Consider the following 16,361-nt stretch of genomic DNA (forward strand, 5'->3'; position numbering starts at 1 on the left):
TTGCACTCCGACAAAGCAGTCGGAATACTCTTCTTTTCAAAGGCATTTCGCCGCTTTGTAAACAGCAACTAGTTCGTATTTTAATTTTTTGATTTCATAAATAATGCCTAGAAACACCTCCATTAACTCTGTCTTAATCATAGGTTCTGGTCCTATTGTTATCGGACAAGCGTGTGAATTTGATTATTCAGGATCCCAAGCTGCCTTATCACTCAAAGAAGAAGGTATCACAGTATCCATAATTAATTCTAACCCTGCAACAATTATGACCGATAAGGTTGTAGCAGACCACATCTATCTATTACCTCTTACGTGCGAGAGTATCGAGCAAATCTTACAAGAGCAAAAGATTGATGCTGTATTGCCAACCATGGGCGGGCAGACCGCTTTAAACTTATGTATTGAAGCTTCTAATATTGGGCTTTGGGAGAAATACAATGTTCAAGTGATTGGAGTCGATGTCGCAGCTATTGAGAAGACAGAAAACCGCGAAGAATTCCGTCAGCTGATGATTGATATCGGTGTAGGTGTAGCTCCTTCAAAAATCGCAAACTCTTTCCTTGAAGGAAAAGAGGCAGCACAAGAAATTGGTTTTCCTTTAGTAATCCGTCCTTCCTATACGCTAGCAGGTACCGGAGGTGGATTTGTACATAAAAAAGAAGACTTTGACGCGGCCCTAAACAGAGGCTTACACGCATCTCCTACCCATGAGGTATTGGTAGAACAGGCTGTATTGGGCTGGAAAGAGTTCGAACTGGAATTGCTACGTGATACAAACGACAACGTAATTATCATCTGTACGATCGAGAACTTTGATCCAATGGGAATACATACCGGAGACTCTATCACAGTAGCACCAGGTATGACATTGTCTGATAAGTGTTATCAAGATATGCGTAACCAAGCGATTAAGATGATGCGTTCGATAGGGACTTTCGCAGGGGGCTGTAATGTTCAGTTTTCCGTAAATCCTGAAAACGAAGACATCATCGCAATCGAGATCAACCCGCGTGTATCTCGTTCGTCCGCATTAGCTTCTAAAGCAACGGGCTACCCTATTGCAAAAATAGCTGCTAAATTGGCAATTGGATACAACTTAGATGAGTTACAAAACCAAATTACGAAAACAACTTCGGCCTATTTCGAACCGACATTAGACTATGTAATCGTAAAAGTGCCTCGTTTTAACTTTGACAAATTCAAAGGAGCAAACAAAGAGCTTGGTCTTCAGATGAAAGCTGTGGGCGAGGTGATGGCAATTGGCCGTACATTTATCGAAGCACTACAAAAAGCTTGTCAATCTCTAGAAACAGGCCGTGCTGGACTAGGTGCTGATGGCAAACAGTTGCGCAACCTAGATGAAATTATGCATAGTCTAGAGCACCCAAGTGCAGACCGTCTGTTCCATATAAAAGATGCCTTTGAATTAGGCGTTCCCCTAGAATCTATCCGTAAAGCGACACAGATTGACAAATGGTTCTTAGGACAAATACAAGAATTAGTTCAACTAGAACAAGAACTACGTCGCTACCAACTATCTAATATTCCACGCGATTTCTTCATGACCTTGAAACAAAAAGGTTATTCTGATGAGCAAATCTCTTGGTTGTTGGGTAATGTAACCGAAGATGAGGTTTATGACCGACGCAAAGAACTAGGGATCAGTCGTGTTTATAAAATGGTAGATACTTGTGCAGCAGAATTCCCAGCACATACTCCTTACTTCTACTCCACTTTTGAAGATGAGAACGAATCGATTGTTTCGGATAAAAAGAAAATCATCGTACTAGGTTCTGGACCTAACCGTATCGGACAAGGTATCGAGTTTGACTATTCGTGTGTACACGGTCTATTGGCTGCTAAAGAATGTGGTTACGAATCGATCATGGTCAACTGTAACCCAGAGACTGTATCAACAGACTTTAACATGGCAGACAAGTTATACTTCGAGCCTGTATTCTGGGAACACGTACGTGAAATCATTGAATTAGAAAAACCAGAAGGAGTAATCGTACAGTTAGGTGGTCAGACAGCATTGAAAATGGCTGAACGTCTAGAAAAACTGGGTGTTAAAATCATCGGCACTTCTTTCCAAGATATGGACCTTGCTGAAGACCGTGGCCGTTTCTCGGATCTATTAAAAGAGCTCGAAATTCCTTATCCGAAGTATGGTGTCGCAACATCTGCAGAAGAAGCTATCAAAGTGGCAAACGAAGTCGGTTATCCAGTTTTAGTGCGCCCTTCTTATGTATTAGGTGGTCAAGGTATGAGTATCGTAATCAATGATGAAGACCTAGAAAAAGCAGTTGTTAATCTACTTAAAAACCTTCCGGGAAATCAAATATTAATTGACCATTTCCTAGATCGTGCAGAAGAAGCAGAATCGGACTCTATTTCGGATGGAGAAGATGTACATATCATCGGTATGATGGAGCATATTGAACCAGCAGGTATTCACTCCGGAGATTCATACGCAGTATTACCTCCTTTTGAGCTTTCACAAGCTGTACAGGATAAAATGGAAACATACTCGATCAAACTTGCGAAAGCGCTAAACGTAAGAGGACTTTTAAACATACAGTTTGCTATAAAAGGAGAAAATGTATATGTTATCGAGGCCAACCCTCGTGCATCACGTACTGTTCCATTTATTGCTAAAGCTTATGATGTACCTTACATCAATATAGCGACCAAAGTAATGTTAGGCGCTAACAAATTAAAAGACTTTACAATCGAACGTAAACTAGAAGGTTGGGCAATAAAAGAGCCTGTATTCTCCTTCTCTAAGTTCCCTGAAGTAGATAAACAATTAGGACCTGAAATGAAGTCAACAGGTGAAGCAATCCGTTTCATCAAAGATTTGAAGGATCCTTACTTTAGAGAATTGGTTTTAAAGAAATCAATGTTCTTAAATGCACAGTAAAATAAAAAGCCCGCTAGTAGCGGGCTTTTTATTTTAAGAAGGGTTGGTTTTAGAACTTTATGTTATAAAGTTTTTCTCCAACTTCTGTAATCTTTTGGTCGACAGAAGTCAACCCACTACCAGAAAGGCACCAAATCCATCCTGGAAGGATAAACACCTTACCATCTTTAAAAGCTTGCGTAGCTTTAATATCATCATTAATAATATCGTTAACATCTGGCATTACACCTTGTATACCTGTATTACGGTCAAAAATAAATAAGTAATCAGGATTGATATCTGCTAATTTAGGAGTTTGAGGACGCTCACCACCTCTAGGTGCATTAGTCACTCCAGTGTCTGGTATATACGCTGGTTTTAAATCCAAAGCATCATACAAAAATCCAAAACGAGAATTGGGACCGCTAGGCATCAAACGTCCGTTCATGTGCATCGCTAAGACTGTTTTCTTTGGATCTACCTTAGCTCTAGCCTGTACAATCGAAGCTCTTTTATGTAGAGCTTTTAATTTTGCCTCAGCTACTTTCTCCTTACCGTGTAATTTAGCAATATCACGGACATTCTGATCAAAAGAACCCCAAAAATCATTTTCGTCTGTACCAAAAATAATCGTGGGAGCAACCATCGATAGTGAATCATAATAATTGCCCATTCTTCCCCCAGTAATGATAAAGTCAGGCTTTAATGCTACAACCGCTTTCATATCTGGTGTTTTTACATTCCCTACTCTAATGTACTTTGCATCATTATATTCATTTAAGTATTCTGGGACTTGATCCACTGTAGCTGTAACAGGAATCCCCAGTTCATTATATGTTTCCAAAGCACTTAAATCCATAATCAATACTTTTTTTGGATTCGCAGGAACATTAGTTTCACCTTTAGAGTGTTTAAAAGTAACCGCCTTCTGTGCTGACACACTAAAAGTACATGCTGTTAAAAGCAAGGCAACAAGATAATTACGTTTCATAATTAATACATTAAAAATATAGAGAGTTCATAAAAAAACAGGAGGAAATTCCTCCTGCTATTATTACTAAACTTAAAAAAAGCTACTATTTCTGCTTAACAAATGTAGCTCCTTCAATAGCTTCTGCATCCTTAACAAGCAACCCTTTTTTACCTTGTCCAGTAACTGGATTAATTACATAGAATCTTGGCGTCTCTATAGTTGTCTTAAGTCCTAAATAAATTTTTCCACCTAGTATATAAGGTTCGCTTGTACCTAGATCAGGAATTGAGCTTTTATCAGGTAAACCTGTTACCCAAGTAAATTTCTTGCTTACCATATCCAATAAGGCAAACTGTGAAGCAACACCTGAAACAGATTTTCCAGCTTCTGATTTCTCATTATAAAACTCTAACAAGAATATATCATTTTGGACATACCAGACCTTACGGAAGCGATATCCTTGAGAAGCTTTTTCGATATCCCAAAAATAGTCTTTATCAAAGCCTGTAGCCCCCTTTTTAAGCAATAAAGCTCCTGCTGTTTTTGTACCCGCGTAATTACCTGAGAACACATAAACATCACCTTTAGATGTTTCACCAATCTGCGAATATCTAGCGGATCTATATTGTCCACCTGACTTACTCAAACGCGTATCTTTATAAACAGCCTCTGGTTTTAAGTTATTTGCTTTAACTTTAGCTACTACCAATTCATCTATTTCGTCAGCAGAATAATCCAGTCCCGTATAGAAAGATCCATTACCTGCATCAGCTATACCTACTAAAGCCGCATTCTTACCTTCGTAGCCAGCAAATTGATCTACTTGCATGTAGGCAAATTGAGGTGTTGAAGGAGACATTGGAATAATATTAAAAGTAGCCTTACTCTTATCTTTCGCTCTAAAACCACTCATGGCTGAATAAACAGCATCACCTACTATACCCGCTGTAACGAATCCATCTTGTATTTCAAACTGCTTACCTATCTGTGTTGCTTTCCCATTGTTGTTTATGGTTACTCTTGTCCCTACGTGAGCCTGTCCTTGACCATACTTTAGAGTTACAAAGCCGTCAAACCCATTAGAAATATAATTGGAAAAAGTATTATCAATCTCTAATCCTGTTCCAACAGGAGTAATCGAAGATTCGGGATTATCTAATGACTCAACTGGAATGAAATAAGTACTTGCACTCTCTCCTGTTCCTTTAGCTTGGACAGCGACTAGATACTGATCTACGGGTTTTCCTTCGCCTCCTTTATCAGAATCACTTTTACTACAGCCTACTGCAATCATTACAGTTAAAGCTAAAAAACATGCTTTGGTAATAAATTGTTTTTTCATTTTATTGTTATTATATATACCTGTATTAAATTCTATACTCCAAAAATTGTTATCTTTTAATAAAGAAATATCTTAGTTTAACAGCAAAGCTTCTTCCTGGCTTCTGCAAACTGTAGTTATCGTATAACATAGCATCTTCAAGATTACGCGCTTCAAAAGAAATATTATATTTCCCATCTTCTAAAATATAAGTTGCAGAAAAGTCGCTGTAAAACTGCTTTGGTATAAAAGCTTTTGTCGACTTTTCACCATACGCCATTGAATTTTTATATATTTTATCTACAAAGTTCAACGTGTAATTTAAGTTAAGTGTATTGCCTTTTTTAAGAAAATCATGCACATAATAAGAAGCATCAGCATTCCAGAAAAAGTATGGGAGATTCGCCATACGATACTTATAGTTTCCATTTTCCTTCTTCCCATCTTTATCTGTAAACCGTACCTTGTCACGTATATCCATATAGGTTAATGTCGCTCCAATAGTTCCTGTATTCTTATAATAAACCCGTGCTTCTACATCGGTTCCAAGACGTGTTACTCGTCCATGATTTGTTCTTCTGTACATTGAACTACCATTCACCTCATCACCTATCCTGGCCAATAAAGTTTGAATAAAGTTATAGGTATCTCTGTAATAGCCTGACCAGTCCACATATATAGAGTAATCATTTGAAAGCTCCTTATTAAAGGTAAATCCAATATTATAGTTGTTGGACTCCTCTGGCTTTAAGGCTACATTTCCTTCCTCCAATAATTCGTCACCAAACAACTCCCTATCATTCGGTAGGCGATACGCTTTTTCTGCAGAAGCCTTTAATTGTAGATTACGCAGAAAATATGTACTGGCAATACCATATCCAGTTTTAGATACTTCTTCTTTTTGCTTATAAGTCTCTTCAGTTTCTGCATGAGTTCCAGGACCGGAAGCACGGTTCGTATAGTGCTTTGCAAATATGTTTGTATTCCATTTACGTTGATAAGTATATCTATACTCTAGCCCTAACGTATTTTTGAAGCTCGTCCTACTCATACTATCAGCAGCTGTAGGTAAGCTAGGGAATAAGGCATCAGCTACACGTTGCATATCAGGTTTACGTGTGTAATTGGACAAGACATTATTGAAAGCAAGTGAATGACCAGTATTAATACGATATCCAATATTTACTGTTCCAGACTGATTACTGTTTGAGTATTCAGATAGTCCATAGCTTGCTTCTCCAAAGGCGTTACTTTGCCCTCGGAGATCCTTCATCAACCTACGATCACCAGTCCAACTGTATTTAAAATCGGTGGTATCTACACTTCCTGCCTTCTGATAGTTATAGTTACCCGTAACCCGCACACTCAATCCTTCAACAATTAGGTTTCTTTTATCATAAACAAAAGATGGAAGAAACGATTTACTATGAGCAGTCCGCTCACCATAGACATATCTCATCTCTGCACCATGTTGTACATCTTGGTGTACCTGACCTAAAGTAAGCCCCAACAACATTCTGTCAGCCCACTTCTTACCAACAATCCCGACTTTGGCCATGATAGTTTCATTTCTATAGCTATCATGGAAACGTCTAAACCACGCAGAGTCTGCCGACCATGCAGAACCTTCTTGCCAAATATCATCATCATCACCAGTCACAGGTTTGCCTTCTTTAGCAAAAATTCTATAATCCGTCTTTACTTTATAATTATTATCTGAGTAGTTTTGAAATGCATTTAATTGTAGAGACACACCGGATTTAAAAGTGTGATTAAGACTTACATTGGATTTGTGTGTATTAAATGAACCATAAGAGTAAGATGCATCTAATGTTGTATTTTGGGTCCTATTGGTCACAATATTAATAACTCCACCCATCGCATCCGCTCCAAATTCAATAGGGACAACTCCTTTATATACCTCGATACGTTCCGCCATATTCACCGGTATATTGTTTAATTGAAATGCAGTTCCCATACCTTCCATAGGAACACCATCCATAAAAACACGAATATTACGCCCTGTAAAACCATTCAAAGTAATATTCATATCGGAGCCCAATCCACCAGTTTCACGAATTTTAACACCTGAAGCCTTATCTAAAAGATGAGCTAAATCAAGAGTTGTATTATAATGTGACTTTGCATCTAAAGCGACAACGTTAAAAGGTGTCTCCCTTACTTCTTGAATTGCAGACTTGCCTTCAACCACAACTTGCTCTATAGAAGTATTTGGATCCGCCTTCAAAACAAATTGCTGGTATTTATTTTCACCTTTTCCAACTGTTATTTTTACTTTATTACCTATAAAACCCACTGCAGAGCTCATTACCTCATAATCTCCGGAGCCTACAACTAAAACATAATGCCCATCCTTATCCACTTGTGTACTATATGCCGTATTAAGGACATAAACGGTAGCTCCTTGGATTATTTTACCTTCTGTATCTTTTACATATCCTATGATCTTACCCATTTCCCTCTTTTGAGATTGAGCATAAAGAGATGTACCTGTAAACAATATTGAAAAAAACAATGCTATGCGAACCACTTGTTTGATTTCAGATAAATCTATTTTCATTTTCGAGAACCCTATTGGTATTTAGATTAATTATAAATAACTTCGCAAATGTAATTACTTAACCGATCAACAAATAGTGATAATTGGGACAAAAAATAGCGAAATAAAAACATGCGATTGAAATCAGAGATTCTTGAGATAAACAAGATAGTACATGATGATATAGTTGAAAGGACTCATTTAAAAGAAGATATATTAACGCATAAAGTATTCAGCTACAAGCAAAATCATGTATCAATACATTGTGATATATTTCATTCTGTGGGATTACACATTGTCGAGTCCCAAATAGATACAGATACTATCCTTACCAATAATTGGTCTGCAGAAACTCCGCACGTCCGTTTCTTTTTTTATCTAAGTGGAAATTCAAGCGTAAAAAATGGAGCAGGCAACGAATCCTATACCCATAGGGCAGGAATGCTACAACGGAATTTCTTAGATACAGAAGGAGGCGGGGGAAGTCTCATTATCCGGCCTGGAGAGGCATTGCATTATATAATAATAAAAATGTCCGTCGATTTTTATATCAATCTCATAAAATCTGAAGATTGGATAAACGAAGATACTTTTCATCAATACATCTTGTCTAGAACACCTGAGAATAGGCCCAATGAGACTCTTTCTATAGATCTTAAGATGCTACAGATTATTGAGGATATGATAGATAGTAAAGATATAATTGAACATAGGTATCACTTTTTTAAGCTTAAATTGCGAGAACTACTATTTACCATACATCAACAGACACACTATGGAGACAATATCCCTGAAATCGCATCCCAACCATCCAATAGTTTAGAAAAAATAAAATCTTACCTTACACTAAATCTCGATACGCCGCCTTCAAGTGCCGAGCTGGCAAAGATATTTTCTATGAATGAAAAGAAGCTAAAGCAAAATTTTAAAGCTGCCTATGGCACTACGCTTTACGCTTATGTCGTACAACTAAGAATGGAAAAAGCTAAAAAGCTTCTATTACAAAACTATAATGTCAACGAATTGGCGGTATTATTAGGCTATCATAGTGTTTCCCACTTCATAAAAGTGTTTAAAAGCTATTATGGCTGTACCCCAAAAGAGGCTTTAAGCCAGTTTCAGAGTATAGCCCAAAGGTAGTATCATCCGCTCTTACAGTCAACAAAAAAGGGAAGATATCCGTAGAAATCTTCCCTTTCAATAAGTTTAGGTATGAAATGTCCTAATCTACTTTCAACTGTTTACTTTGATCCTTAGACACCTTTGGACGAATACCGGTAATTCCACCTCCATTCAACGTAATATCGTGAGGTTTATTCGTTTTCCAGTTTCCTTTAGTAAAGTCAGGGATAGCAACCGTTCTACTATTCTTAGCTACAGATTCACAGCTCAATGGCACAATTACAGACCAAGAAGCTCCTTCGTATACAGGCTGATCGATTGGTAAGCCATTTCTCAAACAATCAATCAGACGCCAATCCATCATAAAGTCCATACCGCCATGGCCCCCTACTTGTTTTGCCTGCTCTCCAATAAACTTGATTAATTGTGGTGTGTATTTTTCATACAAACCTTTCAACTCGTCTTCCTTCACAAAAGAGTGTCCAAAGGCAATGCCTTCTTTCGGATACTTCTGTGCAAAACCTTTGGTACCACTCAACAAATGAAGACGTGAATAAGGTCTAGGTGAAGTGACATCATGTTGAAGCATCATCGTTTTACCTTTCTCCGTTTTAATCAAAGTTGTATCCATGTTTCCGCGGTACTTCTTGCCAACAAACTCTTGGTAAAAAGAGTCTTTAGCCGCCATCTCTCGAGCTGTCTCTCCCATCATAAAATCGGCAGTCTGCATAGCAACAAGGTGAGTCATACGATCGCCACTATTAATATTCAAACATTGTGCGATTGGACCAAGACCGTGGGTTGGATAAAGGTTACCGTTCATTTTAATATTCTCGCGTAAACGCCACATGTTATCGTAACCATTTTTACTGTTAAAGTTCAAATCCAACAAATCATGTATATAAGCTCCTTCCGCATGTACCAACTCACCGAACATACCTTGACGTGTCATATTTAAGGTCAGCATTTCGAAAAAGTCATAACAACAATTTTCCAACATCATACAGTGCTTTTTGGTCGCTTCGGATACTTTTACAACCTCCCAGCATTCCTTCACCGTTAGACCAATTGGAACTTCACACGCTACATGTGCTCCAGCTTTCATTGCTGCAATACTCATCGGTGCATGAAATTCCCAAGGAGTACAAATATAAACAAGGTCTAACTCTTCTTCTCTTAATAACTTCTCCCATCCATTATCTCCGGAATAAGATTTCGCCTCTTTCAGACCTTTACCAGTCAGAATCTTTTGTGCCTTATCTACGCGATCAGCATGCCTATCACATAATGCGACAATCTCTGTCCCTTCAATATAAGATAAGCGATCCACCGCCCCAGGACCTCTCATTCCCAAACCGATCACGGCTATCCGTACCTTATCAATCTTAGGAGCGGCATATCCCCACATGTTAAAAGATGATGCTGCCAGCGCTTCATTATTCAATGCAGGTAAAGTAATAGCTGCAGCAGAAAGGAACGACGCCTTCTTTAAAAAATCTCTTCTATTTGAACTCATATCTATCTTAGGATTATTATTTCTTCAAAAATCAAAGGGGACACAAAGCCCCCCTTAAAATCACCTATTTTAAAACAAACTAAACAGTCTATTGTCGAATAACCAATTTATTATTAAAGGGTTATTGGTTATAGATAACGACATTTATTTCATATTATCTATCACAATAATAATCTATAAATACCATAATAAGAAATGAAAAAACAACGCAAACGTTTGACCTAAATTGCGAAAACGTTTGCCTAACACAATCGTTACTATAAGAAGTCTATTGTTCCGACAAGTTCTTTTAATAGGGATTCAGACAACTTTGCTTGGGTCTTAGCCGTGTTGAATCGGGATACCGCATTAATGAAATTTTGCTGTGCATCCCTAAACTCTACAGCACTAATTGTTCCAATACGGTATTTATCCATCGTAATATTTAGATTCTGCTTAGCAATACGCTCATTTCCCTCCTCAATATGCACTAAAGCCAAGCTCGTCTGATAGCTCTGAAAAGCCTGCGTCAATGCCGTTTCTATCACATTGCGTCTTTGTTCTATCGCTAAATCGGCATTATCTATCTTTAATTTAGCGACTCGTTCATTACGTCTCTGATTAAAACCGTCAAAAATATTAACGGAAGCAGTAACACCATAATTAAGCCCTCTAGAATTAGATCTAGCAACAAAACCTAAACTCGATTCCGATTCAGAAAAATTATATCCTCCATTCAGTCTAACCGTAGGATAGCGGTTTGCTTTTATGGTTTTCAACTCCAGCTCAGCAAGACGCTTGTTAATTCCCACCCGTAACAAATCAGGATTATGTATAGCCGCTTTGCTCAGTAAATCCGTCAATACCATTGATTGATCGATGTTTACATCTTTGATGACATTAAATTCAGTTAATAATGGTCGTGCCATCAAACCATTCAAAGCCGTTTTGAGATTGTTTACAAGGTCTAACTGACGAAGTCGGGCAGATTCATCTTCATTTAAATTGACTTGTACATTTAAGACCTCCAAGCGAGAAGCCTTACCTATAGAAAATCGATTTTCAGCAGTGCGCAATCTCTCTTTTGAAATCAGTATACTAGAATCTAGGGCTACCAACAAATTCTGCTGTTCGACAATACTATAATAGGTTCGAATTACATCAGAGACCATTGTTACAAGTGTGCCCTTAGCCTCAACACTGCTTAATTTCTCCAGTTCCTTTAGGGATTCATACCTAGAAAACATACCCAAACCGTCAAAAATGGTCCATCCTAAACTTACACCATAAGACATATTATTATTCTTAGCGTTGTCCAATTCACGGATATTCCCATCATTTTGTGTTTGCTTTGAATTCTGTATACTATTGCTTTGGGTAAAATTCCCCGATACCAAGGGCAACATACCTGCATTTCCGTAGGTCACATTCTCTACCGCCACTTGACGATTATTCTCGGATAATTTGATATCATAGTTATTTGCCAAAGTTAATTCAACAGCATCTTGGACAGTCAACAATTCCTGCGCCGTAACTAGACTGTATGACGTCCAAGTCATAAAAAATAATGCTAAATACTTCATACTAGCCATCTATCTGATCAAATTCTGGACGATGTTTACGCTTACGTGAAAACATCAAATAAAAACCTGGAATTACATATAAGGTCAACAACAAAGAAAAGAGCGTTCCTCCGACAATGACAACCCCCATACCGATACGGCTGGTAGATGCTGCTCCAAAGGAAAGAGCAATCGGTAAAGCTCCTAATGCAATAGCAAAAGAAGTCATCAGGATAGGTCTTAGACGAGCCTCAGCCGCAAGAACTACTGCTTCAAATTTTTCCTGCCCTTCCTCGCGAAGCTGGTTGGCAAATTCCACAATCAAAATCCCGTTTTTCGTCACCAGCCCAATAAGCATAATCGTACCGATCTGACTAAAAATATTCCATGATTGATCGAAAAGCCATAACGAAAATAACGCTCCCCCCACGGCCATAGGAACTGTCAGCAATATAATAATAGGATCGACAAAACTCTCGAACTGTGCCGCCAAAATCAAAAATATTAAAAGTACGGCTAGACCGAAAGCAAACATCGTATTGGATCCACTTTCTACAAAATCTCGAGCCTCTCCTCCCAAATCAGTAGTAAAGCTTTCATCCAATACCCTCTCTTTGATCGCATCCATAGCCTCAATGCCCTGTCCCATACTTTGCCCTGGAGCTAGTGATGCTGATACTGTAGCAGACATATATCGATTATTATGATAGAGCTGAGGCGGACTACTATGCTCCTGCACCTCTATTATATTGTCGAGCTGAATCAGTTTCCCCTCCTTATTTTTCACAAAAATAGAAGTTAGATCCGTTGGCGTAGCACGATCCTTTCGGTCAAACTGTCCCATCACCTGGTACTGCTTGCCATTCATCATAAAGTAGCCAAATCGTTGACCAGACAAAGACATTTGTAAAGTTTGTGCAACGTCTAGTACCGATACACCCAACGCTTGAGCTTTCTCCCTATCGATATGCACATACAGTTCAGGTTTATTAAATTTTAAATTGACATCTACCATAGAGAATGTTTTGTCCTTTGACAATTCTTCCATAAACTCAGGAATCTTCTCTTCTAATTTTTGGAAATTAGGAGCTTGGATAATGTATTGAATTGGGGATCCACCTCTTCTATTCACCGCAATTGTAGGTTGTTGCGAGACAGCAACTCGAGCTTCTGAATACTGCCGTGTCAATCTTGAAAGCTGATTGACAATCTCCTCTTGCGTTCGTTCACGTTCACCAGGCTGTACAAGTCCCAAACGCACGAAACCACTATTGGCCGAAGAAGAACCAAATCCAGGTGAAGTGATTACCAAACTAACCTTTTTCTCAGGAACAGAGTCATTTATCAACATGGTCAACTCGGTCATGAATCGATCCATATAATCATAAGATACACCTTCCGGAGCTGTTGCTCGCAGCGAGATATAACTACGGTCATCGTAGGGTGCTGTCTCCTTGGGTAAAAGCTGATAGAAGAAGTAGATAAGAACAAAACAAGCACCGATAATAGCAACACTTAACCATTTTCTACTTAAGAAACTACGTAACGAGCCTTCATATTCTTTATTCATCGCTACAAAATATCGTTCCGTCCTATCGTAAAATTTTGAACGTTTCTGCTCGCCACCTTTCATAAGATAAGCATTCAACATCGGAGTCAGCGATAACGATACGAAAGCAGATATCAACACGGCCGATCCAATGACAATACCGAACTCACGAAACAGTCTTCCCACAAATCCTTCCAAAAATATAACTGGAAGAAAAACTGCTGCTAAGGTCACAGAGATAGAGATAACTGCAAAAAATATTTCGTTGGATCCTTTGATTGCGGCTTCTATTGGAGACATCCCCTCTTCCACTTTCTTAAATATATTCTCGGTTACCACAATTCCATCATCCACCACAAGACCGGTAGCCAAAACAATGGCCAATAATGTAAGTACATTAATTGAAAACCCACAAAGATACATGACGAAAAATGTAGCTATCAATGATACTGGAATATCAATCAATGGTCTAAATGCAATACTCCAATTCCGGAAAAAGATGTATATAATTATCACTACTAAAACGATAGAGATCAACAAAGTCTCTACCACTTCTAATACGGCACGCTTGACGAACTGCGTATTATCAATCGCAACATTAATTTCAAACCCTTCAGGTAAATCAACCTCCAAACGGTCGTACTCTTCGTAAAACTCCTTAGCTATATCCAAATAGTTAGTGCCGGGTTGAGGTATTACAGCCAAACTTACCATAGGATAGCCCGAGTCCGACATTTTGGTTTCGAAATTCTCTGCTTCCAGTGTAGCCTGTCCCACGTCACTTAACCTAATGATACGGCTACCTTCTGCCCGTATCACGATATTATTAAACCCTTCCTCAGTAGAAAGATTACCGATAGTCTTTACAGCGAGTTCGGTATTTGCTCCAGTAAGCTTGCCCGAAGGAAGTTCTACATTCTGACTATTTAAAGCCGTTCGCACATCCAATACCGTCAACCCATACGAAGCCAACTTTACGGGATCAATCCATAAACGCATAGCAAATTTCTTCTGTCCCCAGATTTGGACTGAACTTACTCCTGGGATAGTTTGAAGCCGTTGAGCAATGACATTCTCCGCGTAATCAGATAATTCGAGTACATTCTTTGTAGCACTCTGCACCGTCATTGTTATTATCGGCTCCGAATCGGCATCTGCCTTAGAAACAACTGGCGCAGCGTCAATATCCTGAGGAAGACTGCGCAACGCTTGAGAGACTTTATCACGAACGTCATTCGCAGCCTCTTCGAGGTTCTTATCCAAGTTAAACTCGATAGTAATATTACTAGTTCCCTGATTACTAGAAGAAGAAATATTTCGTATTCCATCAATCGAATTTATAGACTTCTCTAGCGGTTCAGTAATCTGAGACTCTATAATCTCTGCATTCGCTCCTGCATAACTTGTTCTAACAGATATCTGAGCTGGGTCGATTGAAGGAAACTCTCGTACACCTAAGAATGTATAACCGATGATGCCAAACAAAATCAGCAAAAGGTTCATCACAATTGCCAATACAGGTCTCTTGATACTTAAGGTTGATAAACTCATATCTTCTCTTATCTCAATGTTACTTTCACTGGACTACCATCCCTTAATGACATAACACCGGATGTTAATACAGTATCTCCATCAGCTATCCCTCTACTAATCAATACAACCGAATCTGTCCTTCCTCCAGTTTCAACCAATATTTCTTTTGCCTTACCATTCTTTTTAAGAAACAACTTCTTGCCGTTCTGGATTGGAATCAAAGCCTCTGTAGGAACCAACAGTCCATCACTTATTGTCTCTAAGGGAAATGTCACATTAGCAAATGATCCCGGAATCAGCTTATTATTAGCATTCTCTGCGATCGCTCGAACCCGTAATGTGCGTGTACTTTCTTCTATCAAGGGTTCAATTGCATAAATCTTTGCATAAAAAATCTCCTCTGAACCTTGAACTGTAAATCTAACCTGTTCACCTATTCTGACTTTCACGGCATATTTCTCAGGGATAGAAAACTGTAGCTTTATCCTTGACAAATTAACCAACTGTGCTATTGGTGTTGTAGGCGTAATATAGCTTCCTTTTGATATACTTCTAAGCCCAATGGTTCCAGCAAACGGAGCCTTTACTAAAGTCTTATTAAGTTGGGCCTGGATAAGCTGTATTTGTGACTTAGCTGTACGATAATCAGCACTTGCTATTTCATATTCTTCTTGACTAATAGCTTCCTTTTCCAAGAGTAATCGCGCTCTACGTTCATTTTCTTGTGCAAGATTACTTCTTGTTTGTGCTTGCTCTAGCTGTGCTCGTAGTTCAGAATCGTTAATTTTCAGAAGTACTTGTCCTGTACCGACGTTGCTTCCTTCCTCAAAGTTCAGATTTTCAACAAGTCCTGACATTTCAGCCCTTAAATCTACCACCTCATTAGCCTCTATGCCGCCTGTCAGCGACAGAAAATCAGAAAACGGTTTTCCTGTAACAACCATACCATAGACTTTAGTCTCAGCACGACGAGAACCTTCATTCTTTTCACTAATGCTTTGTTTTTCTCTATTTTTTAATAGTCTATAACTGATTAGTCCAGCAACTATCAAAAACAAGATCAATAGAAATATTCCAACTTTTCGATTCATAATTTACTTGGGAGTTTGCAGTTTATTCATACTCCTGTTACAATATAGGTTATATTGCCTTATAAAAAATGTAAAATTCTTATTATAATAGCGATAACTCGAATTATCTCTGAATAGGAATACTCTCGATGAAGGAACTAGAGCCTAACATCATATACAACAAAAGCCCCTCCAGTTTCCTGAAGGGGCTTCGTATTAAAAAAGGCACCGACCTACTCTCCCACCTGTTACGGCAATACCATCGGCTCTGGCG

At 38.6% G+C, this 16,361-nt stretch carries 9 protein-coding genes; 2 read left to right on the forward strand and 7 right to left on the reverse strand.

The genetic code is table 11. The features are described 5' to 3' along the window. Positions 1-103: 103 nt before the first annotated feature. On the forward strand, positions 104-2,923 hold the full coding sequence (gene carB, locus CLV99_RS01565) for a carbamoyl-phosphate synthase large subunit (protein ID WP_133582732.1): 2,820 nt from the start codon (positions 104-106) through the stop codon (positions 2,921-2,923). Between the two features lie 49 nt (positions 2,924-2,972). Here the strand turns inward: carB and CLV99_RS01570 are convergent, their stop codons facing one another. From CLV99_RS01570 to CLV99_RS01580, 3 genes are all read right to left on the reverse strand, one after another. Next, on the reverse strand, positions 2,973-3,893 hold the full coding sequence (locus CLV99_RS01570; RefSeq protein ID WP_133582733.1) for a siderophore ABC transporter substrate-binding protein: 921 nt from the start codon (positions 3,891-3,893) through the stop codon (positions 2,973-2,975). Between the two features lie 85 nt (positions 3,894-3,978). Then, positions 3,979-5,217, reverse strand: a complete 1,239-nt coding sequence (locus tag CLV99_RS01575; RefSeq protein WP_133582734.1) for a DUF4374 domain-containing protein — start codon at positions 5,215-5,217, stop codon at positions 3,979-3,981. A 49-nt stretch (positions 5,218-5,266) separates the two neighbouring features. Further along, complete coding sequence (locus tag CLV99_RS01580) at positions 5,267-7,777, reverse strand: TonB-dependent receptor (RefSeq protein WP_133582735.1); 2,511 nt, start codon at positions 7,775-7,777, stop codon at positions 5,267-5,269. Positions 7,778-7,888: 111 nt separating this feature from the next. Between CLV99_RS01580 and CLV99_RS01585 the strand changes: the two genes are divergently transcribed. After that, positions 7,889-8,896, forward strand: a complete 1,008-nt coding sequence (locus CLV99_RS01585) for a helix-turn-helix transcriptional regulator (protein ID WP_133582736.1) — start codon at positions 7,889-7,891, stop codon at positions 8,894-8,896. A gap of 82 nt (positions 8,897-8,978) precedes the next feature. On the opposite strand, the gene CLV99_RS01590 is transcribed toward CLV99_RS01585, so the two are convergent. The 4 genes from CLV99_RS01590 to CLV99_RS01605 form a co-directional block, all read right to left on the reverse strand. After that, positions 8,979-10,394 carry a Gfo/Idh/MocA family protein gene (locus CLV99_RS01590; protein WP_133582737.1) on the reverse strand — a complete coding sequence of 472 codons (1,416 nt, stop codon included), beginning with the start codon at positions 10,392-10,394 and terminating at the stop codon, positions 8,979-8,981. Positions 10,395-10,651: 257 nt separating this feature from the next. Then, positions 10,652-11,932, reverse strand: coding sequence for a TolC family protein (locus tag CLV99_RS01595; protein WP_246032678.1), 1,281 nt, complete (start codon positions 11,930-11,932; stop codon positions 10,652-10,654). Positions 11,933-11,957: 25 nt separating this feature from the next. Further along, positions 11,958-15,035 (reverse strand): efflux RND transporter permease subunit, encoded by a 3,078-nt coding sequence (locus CLV99_RS01600; RefSeq protein WP_133582739.1) that lies wholly within the window; start codon positions 15,033-15,035, stop codon positions 11,958-11,960. Positions 15,036-15,043: 8 nt separating this feature from the next. Further along, positions 15,044-16,108, reverse strand: a complete 1,065-nt coding sequence (locus tag CLV99_RS01605) for an efflux RND transporter periplasmic adaptor subunit (protein WP_133582740.1) — start codon at positions 16,106-16,108, stop codon at positions 15,044-15,046. Between the last annotated feature and the right edge of the window lie 253 nt (positions 16,109-16,361).

It is taken from the genome of Sphingobacterium yanglingense, assembly GCF_004363245.1.
Lineage (GTDB): Bacteria > Bacteroidota > Bacteroidia > Sphingobacteriales > Sphingobacteriaceae > Sphingobacterium > Sphingobacterium yanglingense.

Coding starts and splice junctions, on each gene's coding strand:
- CLV99_RS01605 (WP_133582740.1), bottom strand. CDS start 16,108: ATGAATCGAAAAGTTGGAATATTTCTATTGATCTTGTTTTTGATAGTT.
- CLV99_RS01595 (WP_246032678.1), bottom strand. CDS start 11,932: ATGACTTGGACGTCATACAGTCTAGTTACGGCGCAGGAATTGTTGACT.
- CLV99_RS01600 (WP_133582739.1), bottom strand. CDS start 15,035: ATGAGTTTATCAACCTTAAGTATCAAGAGACCTGTATTGGCAATTGTG.
- CLV99_RS01580 (WP_133582735.1), bottom strand. CDS start 7,777: ATGAAAATAGATTTATCTGAAATCAAACAAGTGGTTCGCATAGCATTG.
- CLV99_RS01575 (WP_133582734.1), bottom strand. CDS start 5,217: ATGAAAAAACAATTTATTACCAAAGCATGTTTTTTAGCTTTAACTGTA.
- CLV99_RS01570 (WP_133582733.1), bottom strand. CDS start 3,893: ATGAAACGTAATTATCTTGTTGCCTTGCTTTTAACAGCATGTACTTTT.
- CLV99_RS01590 (WP_133582737.1), bottom strand. CDS start 10,394: ATGAGTTCAAATAGAAGAGATTTTTTAAAGAAGGCGTCGTTCCTTTCT.
- carB (WP_133582732.1), top strand. CDS start 104: ATGCCTAGAAACACCTCCATTAACTCTGTCTTAATCATAGGTTCTGGT.
- CLV99_RS01585 (WP_133582736.1), top strand. CDS start 7,889: ATGCGATTGAAATCAGAGATTCTTGAGATAAACAAGATAGTACATGAT.